The sequence below is a fragment of the Alteromonas sp. ABV2_168 genome, from assembly GCF_056161165.1.
Genome location: NZ_JBSWYQ010000005.1, coordinates 62,984 through 87,770 on the forward strand (window position 1 = coordinate 62,984; position 24,787 = coordinate 87,770).

Here is a 24,787-nt window from a genome sequence, read left to right on the forward strand (position 1 = left end):
TTCAGAGCCAACCTTTTAGCAAATCAATCCTTTTCCGGAGGAAAGGGAGCAGCCTTGGATGATATTGTAATGCCGCCAGGCCTCTTTCGTTTCTGCTGTCTTTTTTTCATACCAATTATTGATAAATAAACGCTGATTTTTTCACCATAACGGGACGAATAGCATTATAATGTCACGGTACTGTCATATTAATTTGTTAAGGGCTTTTCAGATGCGTTTGTGGGCGGAAATGATTGCGCTGTTCTTTATGTTACCGCTGGCAATTGCCTATTGGGTTAATCAGGTCGCCGGATACCTTATGCCTTTGTTGGGGCTCACCGGTGTTGCCTGCCTTGCTGTACTGCTCGCGGATAAACAGTTCAAGCGTTTCAGATTGTGGCACTGGCAGGATTTTTTCACTCACCTTTGTACTACATTAAAATTGTTCATTCCCTGGGCCTGCCTGCTGGGCGCACTGGTTTATCTGATAAAGCCGGAACTGTTTCTGCAATGGCCACTAAACGAACCTGAATTATGGATGCTGACATTACTGATCTATCCCATCGTTTCGGTGATCCCTCAGGAAATAATTTTCCGCACGTATTTTTTCCATCGTTATAAGACCATTTTGCCGTCAAAAATGATGCGTTGGGGGATCAGTACCTTCGTTTTCGGACTGGTCCATCTGGTTTATGGTAACTGGATTGCCATGGTACTTTCATGGTTCGGTGGTGCGCTGTTTGGTTACCGGTATATGCAGACGCGTTCTACACCGGTTGTCGTTGTTGAGCATGCGATTTGGGGCAGCTTTATTTTCACCATTGGTCTTGGATCTTATCTGGTGATTTCTCCTCCCTGAAGACGTGTTAAAGAAGTCACACTGTCAATGGGATAAGCTGTTAAGATAGCTGGAAATTATTGTCTGGCAGTCTGTGATTTTGCTGCCGGCATCGTCAGATTATCCGGAAAACCCATGGCACTGAAAGCGACTATCTTCAAAGCAGAACTATCCATAACGGATATGGACCGCAATTATTATAACGACCACAACCTGACCATTGCCCGTCATCCCTCTGAAAACGATGAACGTATGATGTTACGTATCATCGCATTTATCGCAAATGCCCATGAACGGCTGCAATTTACCAAAGGCTTATCTGATGATGATGAACCTGATTTGTGGCAAAAAAGCCTGAGTGATGAAATTGAACTGTGGATTGAACTGGGCCAGCCCTCAGAACAACGGATTAAAAAAGGCTGTAATCAGAGCCGGCAAATGCTTATTTACGCCTGCGCCGATAACAGTTTCGAAGTGTGGTGGAAAAAAGAGCAAAACAAACTTCAGAGCCGGAAAAATTTATCTGTTTTCACCTTGCCTGAATCAGTGGTGACCAGGCTTGCAAACGCAGTTCAGCGTTCAATGCAAATTCAGGTTACCGTTCAGGATGGCCAGATGTGGCTTAATATTGAAGGTGGCGGTTTAACAGAAAGTGTTGAAGTATCAATAGAACAGCGGATGTAAAGGCAGGGCAGCCCCGTCTCTGCCATTAGTTTTTCGACGTTCAGGCTTGACTGATTTGGCTGACCCGATATGTTAGACGATACGCTTCGCCGTTTTATGGGCTTTTCATAAGGAAGTGCATTTGCAAATATTCAGGTCAATTTTCTTTACCATGTTACTCACGCCCTTTGCTGTGATGCCGGCAGAAGAAACTGCAGACAACGATGTGACGGCTTGCGGCTTCAGCCCGCAGGCCATTGCTCTGGCAAAACTCATACAGCAGGACCCGTTGCAGCAGCGCGCTTCCATTCAATGTCATCCGCTGCTTGCCCAGGCCGCCGATGATAAAGCCCGGGTCATGGCTGAGGTTGGCATGGTTATGCACAATGTGGGAGGCAGTCCTAACAGCCGCTTACGGGAAATCGGTTTTCCGCTGCCACGCTATTATAGCGGTGTTATGGGTAATCAGGTGGAAGCTATTGCCGGCGGCTATACAACACCAGATTCAGTTTGGCGTGCTTTTAAAGACTCAAAGTCTCACCGCCAACACCTGCTCGGTGAGCTTGATTTTTATCGGGAACAGCAGTTTATCGGCGTAGGATTTTATTCCGACCGTCATGCGCCTCACGTGGAATACTGGGTTGTTTACGTTACGAAGGCGGCGGACAATCTGCCGGTGCCTGACTTTGAATTTATACCCGACAAAGGCATTTTTGTTGTACAGCAGGTTAAACCTGAAATTAACTTGTCTTCGCCACAGTGACTGATGGACACTTATTCCCTGTAACATTACCCGGCCTGTGGCGATAAATTACAACGTCCCAGGAAGTGCTGCCACAATCCGATATGTTCTGCCATCACCTCACGGTATTGCCGGAACTCCAGTTCACGCTCAGTTAAATAGTCTTTGAATGCCTCAGACAAATAAGGGGATGTCTGAAGCGCATTCAGTGCCGGCTGCAGTTTATACATGTACTGATTCAACTGGCTGCCGGCAGGTTGTATGCGTTCAATGAAGAACAGATAAAAAACATTTCTGAGTATTTCTGCCTGTTCAGAGGCTTTACCGTTATCACAGTTAATGTCTGCCAGAGGAGCTGGGAGCAAGCGGTTCAGAGCAGATAAATGTGCCGAGAAGACTTTTTGAGATTTCCAGACTTTGGCCGGAATGCGGGATGATTCCAGAATTTTAAGTTGCCCGTTAATTTGTTCTGATGTGACATTTCCTGCATCAGGCAGGGTTGTTAACCAGGCCAGAGCATTAATACCGCTTTCGGCATCGCGGTTACTATCAGCAGTTATCAATTCCTTGCTCTGAGAGAACGCCTGGCGGGTTTCGGTACTGGTTTGGATCAGGTTCGCCCACACTTTCTGCAGTTGTGTTGCTTTCATTGCCCGAAGTTCATCCAGCCGGTTGGCAAGTGACGGGTTTTCATCCGTTTGTTTTAGTTTTCTGACACAATTTTCCAGCGCCGTTACCAGCGCGGATTCATATACCCAACTCGCAGCGGCATCCTGTTGTTTTCCAAGCGTGGTGTTCCGTTCTGCTACCAGCGTACCTAATTCACAGGACTGAATAGAATAAAAATCGGGTAAGGTTATTTCAGCCTCTTCAAGGGGATTAAACAACGTTTGCCGGGAAGGATAGGATAGCGTTGTGTCAGATCCCACATCAGGGAAGCTGCTATTCAGCACCCGTGCCAGGCGGGAGGCGTATTCTTCAAGGTCTTTCGTCAGCGGGGGCGCCAGTCCGCAGCCATTCAAAATCAGGACGGCGATAACAGGCAACAGTATCTTCAGGAATGTCTTTGGCATTACTCAACGGGTTGCCGGATAGCGGAAATTTGTTCTTTGCACGATTGTATATAGTGTCCGCCAAAAAGTAACGCATGATTGAGCAAATGATAGAGATTATAGATGTGCTTTCTGTTCCGGTAACCTTTATCCAGTGGCCATGTCTGGTTATATCCGGCGTAAAATTCCTGTGGAAACGCGCCGAAAAGCTCTGTCATGGCAATATCTGCTTCACGGTCACCATAGTAAACCGCCGGATCGTAAATAACCGGGCCGAACTTACAGAAACCGGCATTGCCACTCCATAAATCGCCGTGCAGTAATGACGCACGAGGATGATGCTCTTTTAACAGCGTATGGATTTGTGTCACCAGTACATCAATATTGGTGAGGCGAATCCCGTGACGGGCACAATCTTCCATCATCAGGCCAATCCGGGTTTCGGCAAAAAAGCGAGACCAGCTTTTGTTGAGCGTATTGTGTTGCCGGGTCTGACCAATGTAATTGTCTTCGTGCCAGCCAAACTGTTGGGCGAGGGCTGTACGGTGGAGCGTGGCCAGCCGCTCGCCGAACACAGACCATTCGCCTTTGCCGGGCTGGCGCAACTTGAGATGTTGCAGCACCAGATATTCAAAATGCTGGTCATCTTCGTCGATTTGTCCGTGACACACTGCGGCGGGTACATACAGCGCGCCGGACCGGGATAAAGCCTTCAGTCCGTCCATTTCGTAACGCAGCTTATGGCCATTCAACAGCGGGTTGATTTTTACAAAGTACCGGTGGGTTTCATCATTGATAACAAAGGCAGAGTGGGTATCACCGCCGCTGATCGTTGCACGTTTTGTGTAACTGAAAAATGTCTGTGTTGCATCGCTTATATGTTCGCAGATGAAATGCCACATAGGAATAAACGTCATTGATCGCCAGGTGAACCATGGAGAAATTATGGCAAACATTACTGTGAATGCCAGCAACGAAAACTGCTGTATTCACAATTAAAGTAATGTGTCATTGCGCACAGCATTTAAGCCGTTATAATTCGGTCTCTTTTGTCAGATGCAGGTAGGCATCTGAATACTTTTTCATTGCGTTATTTTGACGCTGTACACCACAAATTAATGCAAGTGGCGCAGAGTAGGCGTCACCACTGTAAAGGATATAACATGCCTGTAATTACACTTCCTGACGGAAGCCAGCGCGCTTTCGATTCTGCTGTTTCGGTAATGGATGTTGCTGCTGACATCGGCCCCGGTCTCGCCAAGGCGACTATTGCCGGCCGTGTTAACGGTGACCGTGTAGACGCCTGCGACCTGATTGAGTCTGACGCAGCGCTGCAAATCATCACCGCAAAAGACGAAGATGGTCTTGAAATCATCCGTCACAGCTGCGCGCACTTAATCGGCCACGCTATTAAACAGTTATGGCCTGATGCAAAGATGGCAATCGGTCCGACTATCGACAACGGCTTTTACTACGATGTTGATATGGAACACAGCCTGACGCAGGAAGATTTGCAGAAGCTTGAAAAGCGTATGCTGGAGCTGGCTAAAACTAACTACGACGTAGTGAAGAAAAACGTAAGCTGGCAGGAAGCGCGGGATACTTTTGAAGCCCGCGGCGAAACCTATAAAATGGAAATTCTCGACGAGAACATTCCAAAGGATTCTTTCCCGGGTTTGTATCACCACGAAGAATACATCGATATGTGTCGTGGACCTCACGTACCGAACATGAAGTTCTGTCAACATTTCAAACTGATGAAAGTGGCGGGTGCCTACTGGCGCGGTAACAGCGACAACAAAATGTTGCAGCGTATTTACGGTACAGCCTGGGCAGACAAGAAACAGTTGAAAGCCTATCTGCAACGTCTGGAAGAAGCAGAAAAGCGTGATCACCGTAAAATCGGTAAAACCCTGGATCTGTTCCACTGGCAGGAAGAAGCGCCGGGCATGGTGTTCTGGCACAACGACGGCTGGTCTATTTACACCGAGCTTGAGCAGTTCGTGCGTAAAATGCTGCGAAGCTATTCCTACGACGAAGTAAAAGGGCCGTTGATGATGGACCGCGTATTGTGGGAAAAATCCGGCCACTGGGATAAATACGCTGAAAACATGTTCACCACGGAATCGGAAAAGCGTGAATACGCGATTAAGCCGATGAACTGCCCGGGTCACGTGCAAATCTTTAATCAGGGTCTGAAATCCTACCGCGACCTGCCGTTGCGTATGGCAGAGTTCGGTTGTTGTCACCGCAATGAACCTTCTGGTGCACTGCATGGTCTGATGCGTGTACGTGGTTTCACCCAGGACGATGCCCACATCTTCTGTACTGAAGAACAAATCCTCAGTGAAGTGGGTCTGTGTATCGACATGATTTACGACGCTTACAAAGCGTTCGGCTTCGAAAAAATCGAAGTTAAGTTGTCTACCCGCCCTGAAAAGCGTGTAGGCAGTGATGAAATCTGGGACAAAGCAGAAAAAGCACTGGCGGAAGCGCTGGACAGCAAAGGCATTGAATTCAGCTGGTTGCCTGGTGAAGGTGCCTTCTACGGCCCTAAAATTGAATTCACCCTGTACGATTGTCTGGACCGTGCATGGCAGTGTGGTACCGTACAGCTCGACTTCTCTATGCCTGGCCGCTTAGGTTCAACTTATGTTGCTGAAGATGGCGAGCGTCGTGTTCCGGTTATGATTCACCGTGCGGTGTTAGGTTCTCTTGAACGTTTCATCGGTATTCTTACTGAAGAATTTGCCGGATTCTTCCCGCTCTGGTTAGCACCTCAGCAGATGGTGGTGATGAATATTACCGACAATCAGGCTGAATATGTGCAAAAAACTGTACAAAAACTGCAGAATGCAGGATTTAGAGTAAAGTCTGACTTGAGAAATGAGAAGATAGGCTTTAAAATCCGCGAGCACACTTTAAAGCGCGTTCCTTATATGTTGGTCTGTGGTGACAAAGAAGTCGAAGCAGGGCACATCGCCGTTCGTTCCCGTAAAGGTGATGATTTAGGTTCAATGTCTGTTGATGCCTTCATCGAACTGGCACAAAAGGAAGTTGCGGAGAAAACCATTAAGTAATGGTGAGTGTATAAGATTCAGCCCGCTGGCATGAGAAACTGGCGGGCATCAGTTTTTAATTTTTGGAGGATTAGCACATTAAAGGCGCTAATAATAAGGCTCAGGGCGATAAAGCCCGCATTAACGACGAAATCCGTGCTCGCGAAGTACGATTAATCGGTAAAGATGGCGAACAGATTGGAGTAGTGTCTCTCGCAGAAGCGATGCAGACAGCTGAAGAAGCAACTCTTGATCTTGTGGAAATCAGTCCAAATGCTGAGCCGCCAGTCTGTAAAGTTATGGACTATGGCAAATTCCTCTTCGAGAAAAGTAAAGCTCAGAAAGAGCAAAAGAAAAAACAGAAGCAAATTCAGGTCAAGGAGATTAAATTTCGCCCTGGCACTGATGAAGGCGATTACCAGGTAAAACTGCGCAACCTGCGTCGCTTTCTGGAAAGTGGGGATAAGGCTAAAGTCACGATTCGCTTCCGCGGACGTGAAATGGCCCACCAGGAGATCGGCATTGAGCAACTGAACCGTGTTAAAACGGATTTAGAAGACATTGCTACTTGCGAGTCTTTTCCACGTCGTGTGGAAGGCCGCCAGATGATCATGGTGCTTGCCCCAATTAAGAGGTAGTAGTGGTCTAAAGTTTTCAGAGAATCTGCACCTTTGAAACACCCTGCTGCAAACATTAGCCGGCAATAAGTGACTGCACACTGAAAGCCGATATTAAACAATGCGGAGTTTTAGCAATGCCTAAAATGAAAACTGTAAGCGGTGCCGCCAAACGTTTCAAGAAAACGGGTTCTGGCCGCTTTAAAAGCAAACAGTCTCACTTACGTCACATTCTGACTAAGAAGAGCTCTAAGCGTAAACGTCACCTGCGTGGCAAAAAACTGGTTCATGACTCTGATACTAAATTAGTTCAGCGCATGCTGCCTTACGTATAAGACTTAGGAGACTGATTAATGGCTAGAGTAAAACGCGGCACTATCGCACGTGCTCGTCACAAAAAAGTCCTCAAGCAGGCAAAAGGTTATTACGGTGCACGTTCACGTGTTTATCGCGTAGCAGTACAGGCCGTAACTAAAGCTGGTCAATATGCATATCGTGACCGTCGTCAGCGTAAGCGTCAATTCCGTCAACTGTGGATTGCGCGTATCAACGCTGCGGCTCGTCAAAATGGTATCTCTTACAGCCGTTTCATCAACGGTCTGAAGAAAGCGTCTGTTGAAATCGATCGTAAGATCCTTGCCGACATCGCGGTACATGACAAGGTAGCATTCAGCGCATTAGTCGAAGCGGCTAAAGGCGCATTAGCTTAATTTTTTAACAAATTAAGTTTAAGTTCTTTCGGGAAACGGCGAGCAGGATGCTCGCCGTTTTTCGTTTCAGCGCAAAAATTTTTTCATTCTTTCGCCACCTCTGGCAATAAGCGCTCAAATCGCAAATTAATCCTGTAAATGTTGGAATATTCAGCCTCTTAGGGTAGCCGTATTCTTTGTCTGTCGTGTAAACTACGGGTTTAGAATTTTTGGTTAAGCAGCAACGCTGTTTTTCCACCACTACCATGCCAAATTGAGGATAACATGGAGCTTGAAGCGATCATCAGTCAGGCACAAAGCCAGATTGACGCTGCCGAAGATGCAGCCACGCTCGATAATGTGCGCGTCGAGTTTATGGGTAAGAAAGGCAAGTTGACTGACCTGTTAAAAGGGTTAGGCAAACTGTCTAACGAAGAACGTCCTGCAGCCGGACAAAAAATTAATCAGGCCAAACAGCAAATTCAGCAGGCTATCAGTGTTAAGGGCGAAGCGTTACGTGCCGCTGAACTGAATGCAAAGCTGTCTGAAGAAGCTGTGGACGTGTCAGCGCCCGGTCGTCAGGAAGTGCCGGGGAACATACACCCTGTCAGCCGCACGATTGAACGAATCGAAGGTTTTTTTGGTCAGCTAGGGTTCGCTGTTAAAACCGGACCGGAAGTGGAAGACAGCTTTCACAACTTTGATGCACTGAATATTCCTGCCAATCACCCTGCACGGGCTGATCACGATACTTTTTATTTTAATCCTGATGTGATGCTGCGTACCCAGACTTCCGGTGTGCAAATTCGTACCATGGAAACGGAAAAGCCACCACTGCGTATTATTTCGCCGGGCCGTGTTTACCGTAATGATTACGACCAGACACACACACCGATGTTTCATCAGGTGGAGGGTCTCATGGTTGACCGCAATGTGAGCTTTGCTGAATTGAAAGGCATTCTTCATGACTTCCTGGAACACTTCTTCGAAGAGTCACTGGAAGTGCGTTTCCGTCCTTCTTATTTCCCGTTTACAGAGCCTTCTGCCGAAGTAGACGTGCGTCGTAAAGGCGGTAAATGGCTGGAAGTACTGGGCTGCGGTATGGTGCACCCGAATGTACTGAAAGCGGTACACATTGATCCTGAAGAATTCACCGGCTTTGCTTTTGGTATGGGCGTTGAACGTCTGACCATGCTGCGCTATGGCGTTAACGACCTGCGCGCATTTTTCGAAAACGATCTTCGTTTCCTGAAGCAGTTCAATTAAGGCAAAGCAATCATGAAATTTAGTGAACAGTGGTTAAGAGAGTGGGTTAACCCACAGGTTTCTACCGGTGCCTTATCTGAGCAGCTTAGCATGGCTGGTCTGGAAGTGGATGGCGTTGAGCCCGTTGCAGCGGAATTTTCCGGTGTGGTAGTGGGTAAGGTAGTTGAGTGTGGTCAGCATCCGAATGCAGACAAACTCAGAGTGACAAAAATTAATGTCGGTGAAGAGGAATTACTGGACATCGTATGCGGTGCGCCTAACTGTCGCGAAGGATTGAAAGTTGCAGTAGCGAAAGTCGGAGCAGTACTTCCCGGTGATTTCAAAATTAAGAAAGCCAAACTTCGTGGCGAGCCTTCTCACGGTATGCTTTGCAGCTTTTCTGAGCTTGGCATGGGAGAGGATCATAGCGGTATCATTGAGCTTCCTGCAGACGCAGAGCTTGGCATGGACATTCGCGATTATCTGAATCTCGATGACAATATCATTGAAGTCGATTTAACACCTAACCGCGCGGACTGTCTGGGTATTCGTGGTCTGGCCCGTGAAGTGGGCGTTCTGAACAGCACTGATGTGACAGAGCCGGCTATCGAAGACGTGGAAGCCTCTATTGATGACAAACTGGCGATTACCTTAAGCGCCCCTGAAGCGTGTCCACGTTATCTGGGCCGTGTTATCTGCAACGTTGACGTAAAAGCAGCGTCACCGCTGTGGCTGAAAGAAAAGCTGCGTCGTTGCGGTATCCGTTCTATAGATCCTATCGTAGACGTTACTAACTTCGTTCTGCTGGAGCTGGGTCAGCCGTTACATGCATTTAACCTGGATGCCATTGACGGCAATATCAACGTTCGTCTTGCGCATGCCGGTGAACAACTTACTCTGCTTGATGAGAACACCGTTGAGCTGAAAGACAACACTCTGGTTATCGCCGATGACAGCAAAGCACTGGCCATGGCCGGTATTTTCGGTGGTCTGCACTCGGGTGTGAACGAAGAAACGAAGCACATTCTTCTGGAAAGTGCGTTCTTCAGCCGTGATGCCATTGCCGGTCGTGCACGTCAGTATGGTTTGCATACCGATGCATCTCACCGCTATGAGCGTGGTGTGGATCCGTTGCTGCAACGTAAAGCGATGGAAAGAGCCACGGCACTTATTCTGGATATTTGTGGCGGTCAGCCGGGTCCGGTTGTAGAAGCCGTAAATGAGGCATCACTGCCAGTGTCTTCTGATGTGGTATTACGTCGCGCACGTTTGAGCCGTGTGCTGGGTATTGATATTGCTGACGATAAAGTGACCGATATTCTTACCCGTCTGGGCCTGGATGTCACGGTAACGGAATCAGGCTGGGAAGCGAAAGCGCCAAGCTACCGTTTTGACATTGCCATTGAAGAAGATCTGATTGAAGAAGTGGCCCGTGTTTACGGTTATAACAATATTCCTGACCAGGCACCGAAAGGCAGCCTGAAGTTGCTGAACAGCAGCGAGTCAGCGATTCCGGTTTCCCGTTTTAAATCTGAACTTACTGCACGGGGTTACGTCGAAGCCATTACGTATTCGTTTGTTGACCCCAAAGTACAAAGTGGCTTATTCCCGTCCCGGGAAGGCATGGTATTACCACATCCTATCTCGGCGGATATGTCGGTTATGCGCTTAAGCCTGTGGCCAGGATTGCTGGGGGCTACGGCTTACAACCAGAAACGTCAGCAAGCGCGGGTCAGATTGTTCGAAACTGGTTTACGTTTTATTCCTGACAGCGATGCGCCGCAGGGTGTGCGCCAGGAGCCGGTGATTGCCGGTGTAATTGCCGGTCGCCGTTATGACGAAAGCTGGTTGAGCGACGACAGTGCGGTTGACTTCTTTGATGCTAAAGGAGATGTGGAAGCGTTACTGGCACTCAAAGCCGGCGGGCAGTCAGTCACCTTTGTAAAAGGCGAACACAGCGCATTGCATCCGGGTATGACTGCAGAAGTGCTTTTAAATGGCAAATCAATCGGTTATGTTGGTGCAATTCACCCACAGTTTACTAAACTGTTAGGTGTAAATGGTCGCGTTTTCGTCTTTGAGCTTGATCTTAAAGCAATTTCTGAGCGTAACTTGCCACAGGCAAAAGCAATTTCCAGGTTCCCGGCGAACCGTCGTGATATTGCAATTACGGTCAAAGATGAAATTACCGTTGGAGCGATTCTTTCTTTCGTAGAAAAAATTGGCGTAAATCAACTAGTTGGCCTAAACTTGTTCGATGTGTATAAAGGGAAGGGTGTCGAGCCCGGCTATAAGAGCCTCGCACTGTCTCTTGTACTACAGGATCCTGATAAAACTTTGGAAGAAGCTGAAATACAACAAGCAGTGGACACCGTAGTTAAAGGGCTGGAATCAGAGTTTGGGGCAGCGTTAAGAGAGTAGATTATGGCATTGACCAAAGCCGAAATGGCTGAACACTTATTCGAAAAACTGGGTATTAATAAAAAAGACGCTAAGGATTTGGTGGAAGCCTTCTTTGAGGAAATCAAGGAAGCGTTAGAATCTGGTGAACAAGTGAAACTGTCAGGTTTTGGTAATTTTGACCTGCGTGATAAGAACGAGCGTCCCGGAAGAAACCCGAAAACCGGTGAAGATATTCCGATCAAAGCCAGACGGGTGGTTACATTCCGTCCCGGCCAGAAGCTCAAAAGCCGGGTTGAAAACTCAAAGCCACCGACAGAGTAACGTCGTTACGGCATCTGTAAGCGGTGCCTCATCTGTCAGGTATTGATGTTCTTTGTTAGGGCAATACGCGCTGCGTATTGCCTTTTTCGTTTTTAAAATTGCATTTAGCAGGAGTTGCAATGAAAAAAGCAGGATTCCTCGCAGCATTGATTCTTGTTGCTGTGGCGGGGTATTTCATTTATCTGTCCGATTCTTCTTCAGAACAGGCCCCGGTACCGGTAATTACGGTGATGGATATTCTTCATGCTTCTGATTTGGAAGCCGGAATAAAGCAGGCAGTTGCTGATGGTGACAGTGAAGCGCTTGAAAAATGGATGAACCGGGCGCAGGAAGTGGCGGAACAGGCCGGTCTGAGTTCAACTGACATGCAGTATCTTGCGTCATCTCAGGCGGTTGAATACGTAAAGTTCAATGCCAAACGCAGCTTGTTTAATGATGAGTTTGAAGAACGTTACTATGCCCTTGAAGACATCGGCAGTCTGAAGGTGAAGTACCCGGAAGCGAAAGATTTGTTCCCGCAAGTGGAGGCATTAATCACTAAGCGGGATCAGATCATTGAGCAGATTGCTGTCACGTTGTCGTCAGGACAGGCACCCGGTGAGAAAGAACGTGAGGCAGCCAGAGAAATGTGGCAGTCACGCTATGCCGGAGCAAACAACGGGGAGCGGGATGCTATCCGGCCGGGTACCGGCGAATAATCAGCATGGTTTCACCCGTTATCTTCGCTGCTGACGGTCAGCGGGTGAAATGTTGCAGCGGTCAGTGCACTTAAATCAGACGGTTTCAAACCGACCTCAAGCCCTCTGCGGCCGGCACTGACGTGCATTTTCTCCAGGTTCTGCGCTGAATGGTGAATGAATACCGGTAGTCTTTTCTTTTGTCCCAACGGGCTCACTCCACCCAAAATATAGCCTGTAGTCCGCTCGACGTCTGCAGGGGCTGCCATGGCTGCTTTTTTCGCGCCGGCTGCTTTCGCCACAGCTTTCATGCTCAACTTATCTTCCACGGGTATGATGCAGACGACCCATTGCTGCTTATCCGTTTCTGCTACCAGGGTTTTAAAAACCGTTACAGGATCGAGGTGCAGTTTTTCACAGGCTTCCAGTCCGTATGAAGGCGCAGCGGGGTCATGTTCGTATTTTAATACCTGATGTGTCACTTTCTTCTTTTTCAGAAGATTAATCGCCGGCGTCATAGGGCCTCAACTAAGGAAGATAAAAAGAGTTTTGTGCGTTTTGATTTTTGCATCAATGCCGGTTTTTATGATATCAATATCAACGCGCTAACTTAATCAAATAATAAAAATAAACCGGATTAAGACTCAATTGCGAAAACGCCTGCCATCAGTTTCTTTCACCACGTAGTCGGTGCATCACGCGCCCGGAAATGTATGTATGCAAGTTAAATCACGCTTTATTGCCTTGTCAGTACTGGCAAGTCTGAGTATTTTTGTCATTATGATGAGTAATGACTTCGGCCAGATCATGAGTTTAACGGCCGGTCTTACTATTCTTATCGCTATGCTCTGGATGACCGAAGCATTACCTATTCCCGTCACGTCTCTTATTCCGTTTTTTGCCTTTCCCATGGCGGGAGTGATGACCTATCAGGAAGCCTCATCGGCGCTGGGAAGCCACGTTATCTTGTTGTTGATGGGCGGCTTTATGTTGTCCAAGTCGCTGGAAAAATCCGGCGTACACCGCAGGCTGGCAGTTTATATGCTGAAGCTTACCGGGGCCTCAAATGCTAAGCGGCTGGTGCTCGGTTTTATGCTTACCTCTGCGGTTCTCAGTATGTGGATATCGAATACTGCGACTACGCTGATGCTGCTGCCCATTGCACTGGCGATAATCAGCTCTGTGGATTCTCCCCGTCTGGCATCAGCCATTTTACTGGGGATTGCCTACGCCGCCAGTATCGGTGGGGTAGGTACACCAATTGGTACGCCGCCGAATATCATTTTTATGAGTGTGTATCAGCAAACTACCGGCACTGAGCTGAGCTTTCTGGACTGGATGAAAACCGGTATTCCGGTAGTCATACTGGCTATTCCGGTGATGGCGCTATGGCTTACACGTCATCTTGGTCAGATCCCCACGGTGGTATTACCGGACACCGGTGACTGGAAACCGGCTGAGCGCCGGGTGCTGATTTCATTTTTAATTATTGCGCTGGCCTGGGTTTTCCGGCCGTTCTGGACACAGTGGCTGGGCATGACGAATGTGAGTGACAGTACTATCGCCATGGCCGGTGTGGTAATGATGTGCCTTATTCCGGACGGCAATAAGGAAAAGCCGGGACAAATCCTCGACTGGGATACTGCAGCTCAGATCCCCTGGGGCCTGCTGATGGTTTACGCCGGCGGTATTTGTCTGGCTAAAGCTTTCACTGTATCAGGTTTGAGTGTGGTGCTGGGAGAAGCACTGACCAGTTTATCGGTGTTACCGGTCATGTTGCTGATCCTGGTGCTGTGTCTTGCAGTGAGCTTCGTGACTGAAGTGACTTCCAATACGGCCACAGCTACATTGTTGATGCCAATTCTGGCCAGTGCAGCTATTGCCCTCGACCTCGACCCTGTCGTGTTAATGATGCCTGCTGCTATCAGTGCCAGTTGCGCGTTTATGATGCCGGTTGCCACGCCGACAAATACAATTGTATATGGCAGTGGTCATATTAATATGCAGACAATGGTCAGAGAGGGCACCATTCTGAATATACTGGTGGCATTTGTGGTCACCGGCGTGGTCATTGTCACACGCCTTTAGCTGCCGTTAAAAGACATCAGCTATTGCTGATGTCTTCTGATTTGCACGATCATGCCAAACATGGGGTGGTCAAAGTAGTGGATTTGTTTACTGATCACCCGGCGTACCTGATGAAAAGGCACCGCCTGCAATTCAAATTCAGGCTGCCCGTTTTCGCTCTCTCCCGTCGTTACCGGCTGACGGTACTGCATCTCACTGTCGATGTGCAGATAAGGTACCCGGTTAATATATTTCAGATACACTTTCAGAAAACCATCTAATTTCCAGATGGCAGGAGTAAGGCCTTCGTTAGCCTGTGCGACAGTCGTATTTTGTGCTGTATCTGTCTGCATGATGTGTTCAGGTCCCGCTGCCATCATGTCGTCAAAACTCACCTTGCCGGCGCGGTTCAGACGTGAAGATAACTGCGTAAAGAAATCATCCTGTGTCAGCGTTAAATCTTCCTGTGTCTCCGACTCTGCCTGTTCGACGGGTAGCGGTAACTCCGGTTTAATAGCTTCACCGGTCATTGTGAAGCTGTCTGCATAATTGTCGCCGGCGATGATCCGCATGGCTGCAGCTTTTTGTTCACCGAACTTCACCGGCTGACGCCAGGCAATATGAAGCATACGGTTCAAGCCACGGGTCTGCCGGATCTGCCGTGAAAGTTTAGTCAGTTCCAGACTGTTATAAGGCAGCAAGTGTGCAAACCGGGCGAATTCTGTATCCCGGCCGTCAAGAAACTCCGGCACAACATCCGGTGCCGGAAGAGAATTATCCGGTTTGTAAGTCTGCCATTCACCATTTTGCCAGCTTAACCAGTCCCGCGGCGGTTCACAGTAGCTGAAACGGGGAACAGTGACGGGTGTAACCGTATTGATCCCGGAAAAAGCAATCCAGTACTCAGCGATTTCTGAATCTGTGACAGGTTCAACAGCCGGCGTAAGCGGTTCCTCGTCTGCAACGGCCATTTCAGCAGATGAGAACCCGTCATTGCCGGTTTCTTCGCTGAACGCTTCTGCCAGCGCATCTTCGCGGTTCTGCTGAGACAGTTCTGTTTCATCAGATAAGTCCGTTGCTGAGCTAAAATCAGATGGACTGCTGTCTGACAACCCTGTGTTATCAGCGCCTGTACCGGTATTCTCTGTTAACAGTGACTGCGAGGCTTTCCAGCGCGCATAGTCAGCCTGAATGTCTTCCAGTGACGGTGTATCCATCCACAAAGGGGAGGAGGGCACACCACAGGTGGCGAGACCTTGCTTAATGTAACTGATATCAGGACGAAGATAGTTGTCAATCAGATTTAATTCAGCCACAGACTGAGCCAGTGGTGTTTCAGCAAATTGCTCATTGAGCTCACTGATGCTGAGGTTACGATCGAAAATGATCACTTCCACATCAAACCACCAGTCATCAGCAGCAAATACTGGTGAAGCGGTATTTAAAAGAAGTCCTGCTGCTAAAGCGACTACCCGTTTCATGCTTACTTTGTCTCCATGGCAAAGTCGTTCAGTACATTTTCAATCAGGGATAACCGTTCTTCTGCTGTTTCGGTTTTCTTCACCAGACGCAACTTCTGGCTGCCTTCAAAACGGAACGTATCAGAACGGGTTTGTACCAGTTGTATGATATACCCCGGATCCACCGGCGTATTTTCTCTGAATTCAATGGTGCCGCCAATGCTGGTCAGGTCGATTTTTGTTATACCCAACCGTTTTGCGATGAGTTTGAGTTCAGCGACTTTGATAAGTTGTTTAGCCGGCAACGGCAGTAAGCCAAATCTGTCTATACACTCAACCTGGAATTCATCAATGGCATCTTTACTCTGACAACTTGCCAGTTGCTTATAGAGTGAAAGACGCTGATTAACATCTGCAATATAGTCATCGGGCAACAGCGCAGGAATACGCAGCTCAATTTCCGTCTGATTGGCTGAAGCATCTTCCAGACTGGGCTCGCGACCTTCCTTCAATGCTGTCACAGCCTGGTCCAGCATGTCCATGTACAGCGTAAAACCGATAGAGGCTATCTGCCCCGATTGATCATCGCCGAGCAATTCACCGGCACCACGAATTTCAAGGTCATGGGTAGCCAGTGCGAAGCCTGCGCCCAGATCTTCCAGGCTGGCGATGGCTTCCAGACGCTTGGCCGCATCTTTCGTCATCCGCTTCGGATGAGGGGTAAGCAGGTATGCGTATGCCTGGTGGTGAGAACGGCCCACACGTCCGCGCAACTGGTGAAGCTGCGCCAGACCGAGGTGGTCGGCTCTGTCCATAATGATAGTGTTAGCGGTAGGAACATCAATACCGGTCTCAATGATAGTGGTACACACCAGCACGTTATAGCGCTGGTGATAGAAATCACTCATCACGGTTTCCAGTTCCCGCTCACGCATTTGTCCGTGACCGGTGGCAATACGCGCTTCAGGGACAATTTCGGCAATTTCTTTCGCGGTTTTTTCGATGGTATCCACTTCATTGTGGAGGAAGTAAACCTGACCACCACGAAGAATTTCACGCATAACCGCTTCACGGATCACGGACGTATTGCGTTGCTGCACAAAAGTCTTTATCGATAAGCGGCGTGCCGGCGGCGTAGCGATGATGGATAAATCACGCATACCGGACAATGCCATGTTCAGCGTTCTCGGTATGGGGGTAGCGGTAAGGGTCAGAATATCTACATCTGCACGCAGGGATTTGAATTTTTCCTTCTGACGCACGCCAAAGCGGTGTTCTTCGTCAATGATCACAAGGCCAAGATCGTTAAATTCAATGTCGCTGCTGAGCAGTTTGTGGGTGCCCACCACGATGTCCACCTGGCCCTCTTTGATGCCGTCGACAACGGTTTTCTGCGCTTTACCGCTGACAAAACGGCTCATTACCTGAATATTAAACGGCCAGTTTGCAAAGCGGTCTTTGAAATTTTCAAAATGCTGTTGTGCCAGCAGGGTGGTTGGCACAAGTATGGCCACCTGTTTACCGTGATTGGCAGCCAGAAAAGCTGCCCGCATGGCTACTTCTGTTTTACCGAAGCCCACGTCACCACAAACCAGTCTGTCCATGGCCTGCGGTGAACCCATATCCTGAATAACGGCATTGATGGCCTGAATTTGATCCGGTGTTTCTTCAAAAGGAAAGCTGTCGGCAAAGCTCTGGTAATCTTCCCAGTTGATGTCGTAGGCGTACCCCGGTTTTGCTGCCCGTTTGGCATAGACATTCAACAGTTCCGCAGCCACGTCGCGGACCTTCTCGGCTGCTTTTTGTTTCGCTTTTGTCCACGCATCTGAGCCCAGTGAGTTCAGTGGCGCATGATCCACATCGCCGCCGGTATAGCGTGAAATCAGATGCAGAGAAGACACCGGCACGTAGAGCTTTGACTGCTTTGCATATTCAATGCACACATACTCGGTCATCACGCCGCCGGCATCCAGGGTTTGCAAACCCGTATACCTGCCCACGCCGTGATCAAAGTGAACCACCGGTTGTCCAACAGACAGTTCAGCGAGGTTGCGGATAATGGCACTTTCATCCGTTGCCTGCCGTTTGTCACGTAAGCGGCGCTGACTGACCTTATGGCCCAGCAGTTCTGTTTCAGTAATAAACAGAATATTGCCCTGTTCACGCTGCCACTCGAAGCTGTTTTCTACCAGACCAACACAAATGCCTGCAGCAACATCACTGTCGATGAAGTCACTGAGTTGCTGAACGGCTTCAGGGCGGATCCCTGCTTTATTCAGCAGAGTCAGCAGGTTTTCCCGCCGTCCCTGAGATTCAGCACAGAAAAGCACACGGCTGCCGGCATTCCGGGCGGCTTTCATTTTTTCCGTCAGCGCCTGAGCCGGCTGTTTCTTCTGTGGATTAAACGCGATGTCTTTAAGGCTTTCGCATCCGAGGTTGGATTTTCCTGCTTTTTCTTCTAAAGCGTCTGCGTGCAGCGTAATCCGCGGCCAGTTTTTGACCTGTTCGAAAAGTTGGTTAACTGGCAGAAACAGTGCTTCAGGGCTGAGCAGGGGGCGTGATAAGTCGTATCTGCGCTGTTCGTAACGCTCAGCCACATCTGCCCAGAAAAACTCGCTGGCGTCCATGACATCGCCATGCAGCATCAGGACGGCATTATCGTGGAGATAGTCAAACAGGGTAGCGGTATGGTCAAAAAACAGCGGCAGGTAGTATTCGATACCCCCGGGCATGGTGCCTTTGGATACCTGACTTAATACCGATTCCTGCGAACTGTTGCTGTCGAAGGTTTCCAGGTAACGGGCTCTGAAGGCTGAAAGTGCTGCTTTGTCGGTGGGAAATTCTCTCGCCGGTAACAACCGGATTTCATCTACGGCATCCGCAGAGCGCTGATTTTCTGTTTCAAAATACCGGATAGAATCAATTTCATCATCGAATAAATCAATGCGGAATGGTCTGTCACTGCCCATGGGAAACAGGTCGATAATGGAACCGCGAATGGAAAATTCGCTGTGGCTCATTACCTGGTTTACATGCAGATAGCCGGCTTGTTCGAGATTGCGCCGGAACTGTTCACGGTCAAGGGTATCGCCTTTATGAACCATCAGCAGATATTTATTCAAATAATCTACCGGTGCCAGCCGTTGCATCAGCGTGTTTACGGGAACGATGAAGATACCGCGGGGCTCGTTCGCCATCCGAAACAAAGTTTCCATCCGCTGGGAAACAATATCCTGATGGGGCGAAAACATATCATAGGGCAGAGTTTCCCAATCAGGGAACAAGGTGGTAACACTACGGTCGTTATCTAAAAACCATGCAAGTTCCCGCTGGAGCTTCATGGCTGACGGTGTGTCAGCGGTGATAACAACCACCGGTCCTTTATGCTGCTTATATGCCTGGCTGACGGCCAGAGCGCGGCTACTGCCTTTTAACTGACCCCATTGCTGGTGATCACCTGTGCTGCCGGCCTTTTTTGCCTTCGGCAGTGGTAAAGAAAAAATTGTGGCTGTCATGTCACCTTGAAAACTATTGGCTGGTTATCATGGAGTTGCGTGAGAGCGAACTATTCCTGTTTGTCCTGAGCGCGTTTGCGCAGCTGCTGGGTTTGCAAATGCAAACTGGCGCGCACCAGCAATTCCTGATCCTGTTCGCGGATGCTGCGGAAAATGAAAGATATATGGTAATCATCTCCGTGCTGCTGGCAAGCAATAACTTCACCGAAACAATAAACAGCCGCCGCTTCCTGATTGAGAAACAGCTTCAGTTCTGCCAGCGTACCGGTTTCGTAAGGCGATGTGGTACTGACGATTATACCGCCGCCGCCAAACTTAACGGTTTGATAGCGACAGGTCTCATCATCCTGCTGGTGCAGTATATAAGACATCATCAGGTCGATTTTTCTGGCCTGATGGTTCAGGTAATCGGTTAGCGCTGCAGCGTGGTCTCCGAGGTTACGCAGCGGTCTTAATGCCTGTGCCTCGATGGCAGCCATTTCCCCGGCAATTCTAAATGCATAGGGCATGACGGATTCAAGATCGTCACTGGCAGGAACGGATTTACCCGCTTCCAGCGGCACTACGTTTACCGGCAGTTCACTGGTAATCATGAAGAACTCGTCGAATTGTGCCTGTTTATCTGCCAGTGTCTCGTTGCTCATTTAAATCCTGCTACATCAATCTTGTACGTAGTAAAGCTTACACGTAGACTAACAACTTTACTAATACGGTTGCCGTATTACGCCATTTACTTTTTCCGACGCCGGGTTTTCATGTTTCAACCAGTCTCTGCCTTTCTGGCGCTGCGCTATTCTACTGCGAATAAACAAAATAGCTTTGTTTCGTTCATTAACTTTTTTTCAGTCGCCGGAATTGCACTGGGTTTGATGGCGCTGATCATTGTGTTATCGGTGATGAACGGGTTTGAAGGGCAATTAAAGCAGCGCATTCTGGGTATTCTGCCTCATGTGGTTGTACATGCGGAACCATCTGCGGCTCCCTTTGAAAGCATTGCCGGTGTAGACCATGTCATGCCGTTTATCGAAACAGAAGGGGTTTTACAGGCAAGAAGCGGGCTGAGAGGTGTGCAAATTCAGGGCGTTGTGCCGGAAGATATGCAGGACTCTGTGGTGGCAGAAAACATGGTGGCCGGTAAGTTCACCGGTCTGGAAAGCGGCAGTTTTAATGTGATTGCCGGTCAGGCGCTGGCTGTTCAACTCGATCTCAGACCGGGGGATACAATGCGTCTTCTTGTGGCTGGAGCGAGTGTATACACCCCGCTGGGACGCATGCCGGCTCAGCGTATTGTAAAAGTAGCAGGGTTGTACGGGGTTAATTCTCAGATGGATGACAAGGTCATCTTTATGCATCTGGACGATCTGAAAAGGTTATTAAGGAAACCTCAGGATGCGCCCTCAGATACCCGCCTTTTCCTTAACGACGCCTTTAATTACAGTGCGGTCATAAACACATTAGACGGGCAGGGCTTTTCATCCGATAACTGGCGGGAACGTCAGGGGCCCCTGTTCGATGCTGTGAAAATGGAAAAAAACATGATGTTTATGATGCTGCTGCTCATCATTGCCGTCGCTGCATTTAATATTGTTTCTGCGCTGGTGATGGTAGTCACTGAAAAGCAGGGTGACATTGCCATTTTACAAACTCAGGGAATGGAAGCCGGTCAGATACGGACAGTCTTTTTACTTAACGGCCTGTTTAACGGTGTGAAGGGCGCTATACTTGGTCTGGTACTGGGTGTTGTAGTAGTGTTGCAACTGAATAATTTGCTGGCACTGCTGGATATTCAGCTGGCATTGTCTGCCGACGGGCAGGGGATCCCTGTGGATTTACGTTGGCATCAGGTCATTATGGTGACACTATTTTCACTGGTATTGTGTTTGCTGGCCAGTGTTTACCCTGCTGTGAGAGCGATGAAGGTGCATCCTGCTACGGCGCTGCAGAACGAATAAACTGGCTTGTACCATGTTGACCATGTGGTTAATTTTGCGTGCAAATAACCTTAATTTTCACTATACTTCCCGCCTTTCAAATCTGGCCGGATAAATGCTATGAACAAAAACTTTATTACCTCCCAATCTCTTCTGGAAGACTCGTTCCGTTTAGCGGCTATGGTATATGAAGATGGCTTCCGGCCGGACTTCATTATCGGTATCTGGCGTGGTGGTGCGCCTATTGGTATCGCTGTTCAGGAATTTTTTGAATTCAAAAATACCCCAACTGACCACATCGCAGTGAGAACATCGTCTTACTACGGTATCAACAAACAGTCGAAAGAAATCCGTGTTCACGGTCTGCATTATCTGGTCGAGAATGCTAATGCTGACGACAAACTGCTGATTGTTGATGATGTATTTGATTCCGGCCGCAGTGTGGATGCGCTTATCAAACAGGTGCGTAAACTGATGCGTCTGAATATGCCGAAAGATATCCGTATTGCCTGCCCCTGGTACAAGCCACAGAACAACAAGACGGAAATTGTTCCTGACTATTATGTAAATCAGAGCGATGAGTGGCTGGTATTTCCTCACGAAATCGCTGGTTTGAGTGAGGAAGAAGTGCGGGAAGGTAAAACCGAACTGGCCGGTGTGATGGATATTCTTTACAAGAAAGACTAGTAGATCCTGCTGTTAAATGTGTCTGCGCTATATGCGCAGACAGCTGTCGTCCCACCGGTATTCCATTTGTCTGGCTGTTGCTTCAGCATCAGCTTTCTTCGTAATATCAGCTACCAGCGTTAACGCCATGTCGATGCCGGCTGATATACCGCCACTGCTGTAAAGCGAGCCCTCATTCACTACCCGGCAATGTTCATGCACAGTGAGTGACGGATAAAGCCTGCGTAAATCAGCAATGTCCTCCCAATGTGTTGTCATATTATGGCTATCCACAATCCCTGCTTCAGCAAGCAAGAATGAACCTGTACACACTGATGCCACTATCTTTGCACTGGCAGATGCCTGTTTGATCCATGCCAGCAACACAGGATTGTTCAATTCGCGGGTATGATCGCCGCCAACCACCACGAGGATGTCCGGTTTCTCTGCATCTGCAAATGTAGTGTGGCTCTGTACCATAAAACCCGCACGGGCTTTAATCATGGCAGTTTCGGCTACCAGTTGTACCTGCCAGTTAAACTGGTGGACCCGCACAGCCGTGGTAAAGACTTCGTAGGGCCCGGCGAAATCAAGCACCTCCGCGTCAGGGTATATCACAATGGCAAAGCGTAATGGCTGTCGGTTATTTTCCGTCGATATAGAATTTGTCATGGAAGGTGTAGACCAGTTCAGGTTTATAGACGATGAGCAATGTCATAGTCATACCATTTAACAGTCCTTCGGGGAAGAGCAGTAAGGGGATAAGAATAAGGTAGTTATCTCTTACGGTTTGCCAGTCATATAAACCGTCAGCCAGGTAATATCCCCCCAGCAAACCCATTTTCAAAGCTATGACTATGGCGCCCGGGAAAAATGCACAGGCAAATATGTAGACGAACAGATTACGGGGGATTTTGTGAAATGCGGTCATAAAGATGACGTAGCTGACACACACAGGCATGACAACGCCAAGCAGACCATTTACGCCGATCATGTGCCATTGTTCAGTACCGGTTAATGTTATACCGGTAAGGGCCACGGCTCCGGCGATCAGCGCCTTTCTGAATCCGAGTGTCAGTGTTAGTGCACTCAGCCATAAAAAATGAACATCCAGCCCCTGATAAATCCCGGCACGGAAAATCCACAAAAAAAACAGCAGCGCGGTATAACCGAATAACACATGCTGCTGTCTCTTATCTTTTAACAAAGCCTGCCAGGACAGATTCCTGATTATCACAATCATCAGTCCGGTGAACAGAATAAGTGCGAATGTTTGCAGGCTTGTCAATGATGACCTCGTTAGTTAAATATCATACACCGTCCAGATAGGAGCATGATCAGACGGCTTTTCAATGCCGCGCAATTCGTAATCAATGCCGGTTTCCTGAAGTCCTTCATGTACTGGCTTTGTTGCCAGGATATGGTCAATGCGCAGACCCCGGTTGTCGTTAAATCCTTTTGAGCGGTAATCGAACCAGCTGAACTGGTCGCTTACTTCCGGATTTTGTGCTCTGAAGCTGTCGGTCACGCCCCAGTCGTAGAGTGTGTTAATCCACTCCCGTTCTTCCGGTAAAAAAGAACATTTGCCGGTTTTCAGCCAGCGTTTACGGTTATCCTCGCCAATGCCGATATCATTGTCTGCCGGCGAAATGTTCAGATCACCCATAATGATGACGTTGTCATCCTGACTATGGTGGTCACTGAGATACCCCATTAAATCGGCATAGAATTTACGCTTCGCCGGGTACTTGGTTTCATGCTTTTCATTCTCGCCCTGAGGGAAATAGCCATTCAGTACCCGTACCGGCTGACCATTTTTACCTGCTAACGTCACCATTATCATGCGGCGCTGAGCGTCTTCTTCATCAGTGGGAAAACCGTATTGCACATTCAGCGGCTTCTCTTTTGTGAGCATAGCCACACCGTAGTGACTCTTCTGTCCGTGGAAGAAAACGTGGTAACCCATCGCTTCCACATCAGCAACAGGAAACTGCTCGTTATGCACTTTGATTTCCTGCAAACCGATGACATCCGGCTGGTGTTTTTCAATCAGTGCAGACAGCTGATGCAACCGCGCACGAATCCCGTTAATATTAAAAGATACTACTTTCATGAAATTCACTGTTAATTAATTTATTGCAATCATAGCAAAACCGCTGTGCTGCCTGAAGACAGGCACAGGCTATTTTGCAGCTTTTGAGTTATGCAGGTTCACTGTAGTGTGAGGCAGTATTAATGATACTTTCAAAAACCTGTCTGGCAGCGTCTCCCGCATCATCATCGTTGATATTATTGGCCCGGGCCCAGTCCGTAGCGCCTGCTTTAAACGTTTCCCAGTTTGCGCCGGTTTCTGCCATGGCACGGTAGTATTGCTGCGGCAATCCGGGATGACGTGACTGCAGCCAGCGACTGATGATACTGCCGCCCATGGACGATCCCATCCACACATAACTGAATGCCAGCAGGCTGGTTGGTGACTGAGATGATAATGCAGATTTGAACTCAGGCTGTTCTTCCAGCACCCCTAAAATTTGCAGGTCCAGGTTAAGTGCATCAATGACATCATCGACTATTATCAGGTGACGTATTTCATCAGGTAAGCGGGCCACGAAAGGCGCGGCATAAACGTGAAAAGCCCTTAGTACAGACAAGGCTCTGCCATAATGCAGCGGACTGAACGCTTCACTGCGCATCTGGTAACAAAACGGGTAGGTGGCTTCTAACTGCTTGTGAGGTTCTGACGATGATTCTCTGAGTGTTAAAAATAGTTTATTTATATTCATCAATAAGTTGATCTGATATTCTGAAAATGTTGTAAGACATTAAGCCGTAAAATATTCTAAAAGTCATAAGCACGGTTCAA

24 protein-coding genes are annotated in these 24,787 nt (G+C 48.4%); 14 read left to right on the forward strand and 10 right to left on the reverse strand.

Features of this window, described 5'->3' with window-relative positions:
* Positions 1-211: 211 nt before the first annotated feature.
* The 3 genes from ACXAH4_RS09370 (at position 212) to ACXAH4_RS09380 (ending at position 2,243) form a co-directional block, all read left to right on the forward strand.
* The gene (locus tag ACXAH4_RS09370; protein WP_474881643.1) at positions 212-838 is read left to right on the forward strand and encodes a CPBP family intramembrane glutamic endopeptidase; all 627 of its coding nucleotides are present in this window, start codon (positions 212-214) and stop codon (positions 836-838) included.
* 114 nt (positions 839-952) lie between these two features.
* Positions 953-1,501, forward strand: a complete 549-nt coding sequence (locus ACXAH4_RS09375) for a YaeQ family protein (protein ID WP_474881645.1) — start codon at positions 953-955, stop codon at positions 1,499-1,501.
* A 121-nt stretch (positions 1,502-1,622) separates the two neighbouring features.
* Positions 1,623-2,243, forward strand: a complete 621-nt coding sequence (locus ACXAH4_RS09380; RefSeq protein WP_474844387.1) for a CAP domain-containing protein — start codon at positions 1,623-1,625, stop codon at positions 2,241-2,243.
* Between the two features lie 26 nt (positions 2,244-2,269).
* On the opposite strand, the gene ACXAH4_RS09385 is transcribed toward ACXAH4_RS09380, so the two are convergent.
* Positions 2,270-3,295 (reverse strand): DUF3080 family protein, encoded by a 1,026-nt coding sequence (locus ACXAH4_RS09385; protein ID WP_474881646.1) that lies wholly within the window; start codon positions 3,293-3,295, stop codon positions 2,270-2,272.
* Positions 3,295-4,230, reverse strand: coding sequence for a fructosamine kinase family protein (locus tag ACXAH4_RS09390; RefSeq protein ID WP_474844385.1), 936 nt, complete (start codon positions 4,228-4,230; stop codon positions 3,295-3,297). Before ACXAH4_RS09390 ends, ACXAH4_RS09385 begins: the two co-directional genes overlap by 1 nt.
* Before the next feature lie 207 nt (positions 4,231-4,437).
* On the opposite strand from ACXAH4_RS09390, the gene thrS reads away from it, so the two are divergent.
* From thrS to ACXAH4_RS09430, 8 genes are all read left to right on the forward strand, one after another.
* Positions 4,438-6,354 (forward strand): threonine--tRNA ligase, encoded by a 1,917-nt coding sequence (thrS, locus tag ACXAH4_RS09395; RefSeq protein WP_474851294.1) that lies wholly within the window; start codon positions 4,438-4,440, stop codon positions 6,352-6,354.
* Positions 6,355-6,431: 77 nt separating this feature from the next.
* Complete coding sequence (infC, locus tag ACXAH4_RS09400) at positions 6,432-6,971, forward strand: translation initiation factor IF-3 (protein WP_119501596.1); 540 nt, start codon at positions 6,432-6,434, stop codon at positions 6,969-6,971.
* 116 nt (positions 6,972-7,087) lie between these two features.
* Positions 7,088-7,285 carry a 50S ribosomal protein L35 gene (gene rpmI / locus ACXAH4_RS09405; RefSeq protein WP_012518091.1) on the forward strand — a complete coding sequence of 66 codons (198 nt, stop codon included), beginning with the start codon at positions 7,088-7,090 and terminating at the stop codon, positions 7,283-7,285.
* Positions 7,286-7,303: 18 nt separating this feature from the next.
* Positions 7,304-7,660: a 50S ribosomal protein L20 gene (gene rplT, locus ACXAH4_RS09410; RefSeq protein WP_070123306.1), complete on the forward strand. Its 357-nt coding sequence runs from the start codon at positions 7,304-7,306 to the stop codon at positions 7,658-7,660.
* 264 nt (positions 7,661-7,924) lie between these two features.
* Complete coding sequence (gene pheS, locus ACXAH4_RS09415; protein ID WP_119501595.1) at positions 7,925-8,905, forward strand: phenylalanine--tRNA ligase subunit alpha; 981 nt, start codon at positions 7,925-7,927, stop codon at positions 8,903-8,905.
* Positions 8,906-8,917: 12 nt separating this feature from the next.
* Positions 8,918-11,305 carry a phenylalanine--tRNA ligase subunit beta gene (gene pheT, locus ACXAH4_RS09420; protein WP_474851296.1) on the forward strand — a complete coding sequence of 796 codons (2,388 nt, stop codon included), beginning with the start codon at positions 8,918-8,920 and terminating at the stop codon, positions 11,303-11,305.
* A gap of 3 nt (positions 11,306-11,308) precedes the next feature.
* Positions 11,309-11,608: an integration host factor subunit alpha gene (gene ihfA / locus ACXAH4_RS09425; RefSeq protein ID WP_070123303.1), complete on the forward strand. Its 300-nt coding sequence runs from the start codon at positions 11,309-11,311 to the stop codon at positions 11,606-11,608.
* Between the two features lie 119 nt (positions 11,609-11,727).
* Positions 11,728-12,306, forward strand: a complete 579-nt coding sequence (locus ACXAH4_RS09430) for a hypothetical protein (protein ID WP_474844381.1) — start codon at positions 11,728-11,730, stop codon at positions 12,304-12,306.
* Between the two features lie 11 nt (positions 12,307-12,317).
* Here ACXAH4_RS09430 and ybaK read toward each other — a convergent pair whose 3' ends face one another.
* Positions 12,318-12,803, reverse strand: a complete 486-nt coding sequence (ybaK, locus tag ACXAH4_RS09435) for a Cys-tRNA(Pro) deacylase (RefSeq protein ID WP_474881648.1) — start codon at positions 12,801-12,803, stop codon at positions 12,318-12,320.
* A gap of 199 nt (positions 12,804-13,002) precedes the next feature.
* Between ybaK and ACXAH4_RS09440 the strand changes: the two genes are divergently transcribed.
* Positions 13,003-14,373, forward strand: a complete 1,371-nt coding sequence (locus tag ACXAH4_RS09440) for an SLC13 family permease (protein WP_119501591.1) — start codon at positions 13,003-13,005, stop codon at positions 14,371-14,373.
* 20 nt (positions 14,374-14,393) lie between these two features.
* Here ACXAH4_RS09440 and ACXAH4_RS09445 read toward each other — a convergent pair whose 3' ends face one another.
* Genes ACXAH4_RS09445 through ACXAH4_RS09455 form a run of 3 tightly spaced genes read right to left on the reverse strand, consistent with a single transcriptional unit; the run spans position 14,394 to position 19,971 of the window.
* Positions 14,394-15,833, reverse strand: a complete 1,440-nt coding sequence (locus tag ACXAH4_RS09445) for a CsiV family protein (RefSeq protein ID WP_474881650.1) — start codon at positions 15,831-15,833, stop codon at positions 14,394-14,396.
* A 2-nt stretch (positions 15,834-15,835) separates the two neighbouring features.
* The gene (gene mfd / locus ACXAH4_RS09450; protein ID WP_474881652.1) at positions 15,836-19,327 is read right to left on the reverse strand and encodes a transcription-repair coupling factor; all 3,492 of its coding nucleotides are present in this window, start codon (positions 19,325-19,327) and stop codon (positions 15,836-15,838) included.
* Between the two features lie 50 nt (positions 19,328-19,377).
* Positions 19,378-19,971, reverse strand: a complete 594-nt coding sequence (locus tag ACXAH4_RS09455) for a PilZ domain-containing protein (protein ID WP_474844377.1) — start codon at positions 19,969-19,971, stop codon at positions 19,378-19,380.
* Between the two features lie 111 nt (positions 19,972-20,082).
* On the opposite strand from ACXAH4_RS09455, the gene ACXAH4_RS09460 reads away from it, so the two are divergent.
* Together ACXAH4_RS09460 and ACXAH4_RS09465 are read left to right on the forward strand one after the other, a co-directional pair.
* Complete coding sequence (locus tag ACXAH4_RS09460; RefSeq protein WP_474844376.1) at positions 20,083-21,279, forward strand: lipoprotein-releasing ABC transporter permease subunit; 1,197 nt, start codon at positions 20,083-20,085, stop codon at positions 21,277-21,279.
* Between the two features lie 99 nt (positions 21,280-21,378).
* Positions 21,379-21,945: a phosphoribosyltransferase gene (locus tag ACXAH4_RS09465; RefSeq protein ID WP_474844375.1), complete on the forward strand. Its 567-nt coding sequence runs from the start codon at positions 21,379-21,381 to the stop codon at positions 21,943-21,945.
* Positions 21,946-21,972: 27 nt separating this feature from the next.
* Here ACXAH4_RS09465 and ACXAH4_RS09470 read toward each other — a convergent pair whose 3' ends face one another.
* The 4 genes from ACXAH4_RS09470 to ACXAH4_RS09485 form a co-directional block, all read right to left on the reverse strand.
* Entirely contained in the window at positions 21,973-22,596 is a 624-nt protein-coding gene (locus ACXAH4_RS09470; RefSeq protein WP_474844374.1) for a DJ-1/PfpI family protein, read from the reverse strand.
* Positions 22,568-23,212, reverse strand: a complete 645-nt coding sequence (locus tag ACXAH4_RS09475) for an energy-coupling factor ABC transporter permease (RefSeq protein WP_303573992.1) — start codon at positions 23,210-23,212, stop codon at positions 22,568-22,570. The genes ACXAH4_RS09470 and ACXAH4_RS09475 overlap by 29 nt, the downstream gene beginning before the upstream one ends.
* A gap of 15 nt (positions 23,213-23,227) precedes the next feature.
* The gene (gene xthA / locus ACXAH4_RS09480; protein WP_474844373.1) at positions 23,228-24,037 is read right to left on the reverse strand and encodes an exodeoxyribonuclease III; all 810 of its coding nucleotides are present in this window, start codon (positions 24,035-24,037) and stop codon (positions 23,228-23,230) included.
* Positions 24,038-24,125: 88 nt separating this feature from the next.
* The gene (locus ACXAH4_RS09485; RefSeq protein WP_474851308.1) at positions 24,126-24,707 is read right to left on the reverse strand and encodes a heme oxygenase-like domain-containing protein; all 582 of its coding nucleotides are present in this window, start codon (positions 24,705-24,707) and stop codon (positions 24,126-24,128) included.
* Positions 24,708-24,787: the final 80 nt, after the last annotated feature.